4 protein-coding genes and 1 pseudogene are annotated in these 4,180 nt (G+C 62.8%); all 5 read right to left on the reverse strand.

The window, feature by feature from the left end:
* Positions 1-861: oligopeptide/dipeptide ABC transporter ATP-binding protein (locus ENZ75_RS23350; protein WP_127413203.1), on the reverse strand; the 861-nt coding region annotated here is incomplete at its 3' end.
* 8 nt (positions 862-869) lie between these two features.
* A complete protein-coding gene (locus ENZ75_RS23355; RefSeq protein ID WP_024503324.1) occupies positions 870-1,829 on the reverse strand; it encodes an ABC transporter ATP-binding protein in 960 nt (319 codons plus the stop codon).
* The gene (locus tag ENZ75_RS23360) at positions 1,826-2,797 is read right to left on the reverse strand and encodes an ABC transporter permease (RefSeq protein ID WP_013531725.1); all 972 of its coding nucleotides are present in this window, start codon (positions 2,795-2,797) and stop codon (positions 1,826-1,828) included. The genes ENZ75_RS23355 and ENZ75_RS23360 overlap by 4 nt, the downstream gene beginning before the upstream one ends.
* A complete protein-coding gene (locus tag ENZ75_RS23365) occupies positions 2,797-3,813 on the reverse strand; it encodes an ABC transporter permease (RefSeq protein ID WP_063167981.1) in 1,017 nt (338 codons plus the stop codon). The genes ENZ75_RS23360 and ENZ75_RS23365 overlap by 1 nt, the downstream gene beginning before the upstream one ends.
* Positions 3,814-3,852: 39 nt before the next feature.
* Positions 3,853-4,180: pseudogene (locus ENZ75_RS23370) on the reverse strand (ABC transporter substrate-binding protein); the annotation flags it as partial.

Raw genomic sequence — 4,180 nt, forward strand, 5'->3', positions numbered from 1 at the left:
GTTCAGAGGGCTCGGTACGTCGCCGGTGAGGATGATGCGCTTGCGCGTCCCGCTGGGCGTCGTCTCCACGATAGGAACCGCCGAGATCAGCGCCTGGCTATAGGGATGGGCCGGTGCTGCAAACACTTCTTCCGCCGGCCCTTCTTCGACGATCGAGCCGAGATACATGACCGCTATGCGGGTTGAAACCTGACGTACCACCGACAGGTCGTGGGCGATGAAGATGTAAGTGAGATTGAGCTTCTCCTGCAGATCGGCAAGCAGGTTGACGATTTGCGCCTGCACCGACACGTCGAGCGCGGAGACGGGTTCGTCCAGGACCACGAGGTCCGGGTTCAATGCAATAGCCCGCGCGATGCCGACGCGCTGGCGTTGCCCGCCGGAAAATTCGTGCGGAAACCGCATGACGTGATCCGGCAGCAGGCCGACAAGGTCGAACAGTTCCGCCACGCGTCTGGTGATCTCGCTCGACGAGAGCCTGCCATGGATGCGCAGCGGCTCGGCCACCAGGTCGCCGACGCGCCGGCGCGGATTGAGCGATGCCGACGGATCCTGGAAAACCATTTGCAAGCGGCGCCGGAGCGGCCTGAGTTCGGACAGCGACTTCGAGGTGATATCGTTGCCTTCGAACAAAAGCTCGCCGTCCGATATGTCGTAGAGCCTCACCAGGCAGCGCGCCAGCGTGGACTTGCCGCATCCGGATTCGCCGACCAGGCCGACCGTCTCGCCGCGCCACACGGTCAGGGAAACATTGTCGACCGCATGAACGGTTCGCTTGCCTTCGGCGGAAAAACGGCTGCCGATCGAAAAGCGCTTGCCCAGCGAACGCGTCTCGATAATGGGGCGATTCTTGTCGGTCATCGATCCGCTCATGCCTGTGCCACCCTGAAGCACGCCGCGGCATGAGTGCCGCTCCCGAGGTCGGGTTTGCCGGCCTCGCAGGGCTCATAGTGAACCGGGCACCGCGGACCGAACGCACAGCCCTGCGGCAATCGCAGCAATGACGGCGGCGAACCGGGAATGGCCGGCAGGCGGCGTGGTTTTTCGCCGGTCAGCGGCGGGATCGAACCGAGCAGCGCGCGCGTATAGGGGTGTCGCGGATCGGAAAACAGCTCCGCGCGACTGCCGCGCTCCACCACGCGGCCGGCATACATGACCATGACCCGGTCGGCGAGTTCGGAGACCACGCCCATGTCATGCGTGATGAAGACCACCGCCGACTTGTGCGTCGCGCGCAGCTTGCGCACCAGATCGAGAATGCCGGCCTGTACGGTGACGTCGAGCGCCGTGGTCGGTTCGTCAGCCACCAGCAACGCCGGATTGCAGGACAAAGCCATTGCGATCACCGCCCGTTGACGCATGCCGCCGGACAGTTGGTGCGGGTAGCGCGACATCGCCTCGTGCGGGTTCGGAAAATTCACCTCGGCCAGCAATTCCTCCACGCGCTCCATCGCCTTGGACTTGCTGATGTTGCGATGCGCGCGGATCTGTTCGGCGATCTGCCAGCCGATCGTGTAGACAGGCGTCAACGCGGTCATCGGATCCTGGAAGATCATCGCGATCTCGTTGCCGCGCAGCCGCCTCAGTTCGCGCGCGGGCAGTCCCACCAGTTCGCGGCCCTTGTAACGGATCGAGCCTTCGATGGTGGCGTTGGGATCGGTGATCAGACCCATGACGGCCAGCAGCGACACGGTCTTGCCGGAACCGGACTCACCGACGACGCCGAGGATCTCGCTCTCCTCGAGGTCGAAGGAAACGCCATCGATGGCCCGCACCAGGCCATCATTTGTGCGGAAGGATACTTTGAGGTCGCGCACCGACAGTATCATGATGTCCTCAGGCGCGGATCGAGAAGGATGTAGACGAAATCGACCACCGCATTGGCAACAACCACGAACATCGAAGCGTACATCACCGTTGCCATGATCATCGGCAGATCGAGATTCTGCAGCGCGTCATAAGTGAGCTTGCCGATGCCGTGCAGCCCGAACACCACCTCCGTCAGCAGGGCCGAGCCTCCGACCAGCGCACCGAAATCCAGGCCGAACAAGGTGACGAAGGCGATGAGCGACGTGCGCAAGGCATGGCGCAGCAGGATGCGGGTCTCCGACAGGCCCTTGGCCCGGGCCGTACGGATATAGTCCTCCTGCAGGGATTCGATGATCGCCGCGCGCAGCACGCGCCCATAAATGCCGATGTAGAGAATGGACAGCGTGATCCACGGAATGACCAGGGTCAGGAACCAGCCCTTTGGATCGTCGGAGAAGTTCTTGTAGCCGAGCGGCGGCACCCAGGAGAACGCCCAGCTGTCGTGGTAGCGGCTCTGGGTGATCAGGTTCATCACCTCGCCCAACCAGTACACCGGCATCGAAATACCGAGCAGCCCTAGCGCCATCAGCAGCTTATCCAGCCAGCTGCCGCGCGTGGCGGCGGCGGCGATGCCGATGATGATGGAGACGACCACCCACAGGATCGCCGCTCCGAACACCAGCGAGAGCGTGACCGGGATCGAATCCATGACCGCCGGCACCACCTTCCAGCCACGATTGACGAAGGAGGTCAGATCGCCGGTGACGAAGATCTTCTCCATCATCGTCACATATTGCACGTAGAGCGGCCGGTCGAAGCCGAAGCTGTGGCGTACCGCCTCCAGCACTTCGGGCGATGCATTGCGGCCGGCGATGCGCGCCGCCGGATCGGAGCCCGGCGTTGCGAAGAAAATCAGGAAGACGATGACCGAGATGCCGAACATCACGAACAGCATCTGGCCGAACCGGCGCAGGATTGCGTAGATCATCAGTCGCGCCCCAGCCGAACCTTGGAGCGCGGGTCGAGCGCGTCGCGCAGACCGTCGCCGAAGACATTGAGCGCCATGACGGAAACCGCGATCGCCAGGCCCGGCACCAGCGCCACCAGTGGCCTGGTGTAGAGCAGCGCCTGTCCGTCCTGGATGATGGTGCCCCAGCTCGCGGCCGGCGGCTGCACGCCGATCGAAAGGAAGGAAAGGGCTGATTCCGTAAGCATGTTCAGCGCCATCATCAGCGGCACGAAGACGATCAGCGTCGTGGTGACGTTGGGCAGGATGTCGCGCCACAGGATGCGCCACCCCGGCACGCCCAGATTGATCGCGGCGAGCACGAATTCGCTTTTGCGCAGTGCCAGAACCTGCCCGCGTATCGGACGAGCCACATAGGGCACGTAGACGATACCGATGATGATGACAGGCAGCCACAGACTGCCGGACTCGATCTGGATCGGTCCTATCGTGATGCCATGCGCGATGGTGACGATGGAGAGCGAAATCGCCAGCAGATAAATGGGGAACGCCCACAGTATGTCGAGGAAGCGCGACAGCACCGTGTCGGTGACGCCGCCGAAATAGCCGGCGATCAATCCCGCCGCCGTGCCCAGGATCAGGGTGAAGATGGTTGCTGCTCCGGAGATCAGCAACGAGCTCAGCCCGCCATAGAGCATCCTGGCCATGACATCGCGCCCCTGGCTGTCGGCGCCGAGGAAATAATTGCCCAGCCGCCAGGTCGGGCCGAGCGGTGTGTAGCCAAGCCCGAGCCCCTCCGTCGATTGTTCCATCACCGGAACGTCGGCACCGTCGATCTGGATGACGGCGTCGAGCGTCGAGGCGAAGGGGTCCACGCCTGCCCATTTCGCATAAAGAGGCGCACTGAGGCAGGCAAGGACGATGAGGAGGAACACGGCCAGCGACGCCATGGCGGCCCTGTCCCTTGCCAGCTTCGCAAACGCGACGGCCCAGGGCCCTCGCGTCTTGCGCGGCGCGGCGACAGCTACGTTCGACACGGACGTGCCCCTCCGCGGTTCGTTACTGCACCCAGGCCATTATTGTACCCAGGATTGGGTGATCATCCAGTTGAACTGCCTGTTGAACTTGAAATTGCCAAGACGTTTGCTGACGAAGTCTAGCCGCTTCGGCGTAAAGAGGCCGACCGCAGGTGCCTTGTCGGTGACTTGCCTGTCGATTTCAGCCCACATTTTATCGGCGGCTTTCTGATCGGTGACGCCGAGGTCCAATGCCTTTTGCATCTTGGCGTCGATTTCCTTGTCGCAGAAGCCGGCGATGTTGATCGAGGCGTCCGAACCTTCGCGGAAGGAGGCGCAGCTGAACAGGATGTTCAGGAAGTCCGAAGCCGCCGGATAGTCCTTGTAC

Origin of the sequence: Mesorhizobium sp. M7A.F.Ca.CA.002.04.1.1, assembly GCF_004022805.1 — a bacterium.
Lineage (GTDB): Bacteria > Pseudomonadota > Alphaproteobacteria > Rhizobiales > Rhizobiaceae > Mesorhizobium > Mesorhizobium ciceri.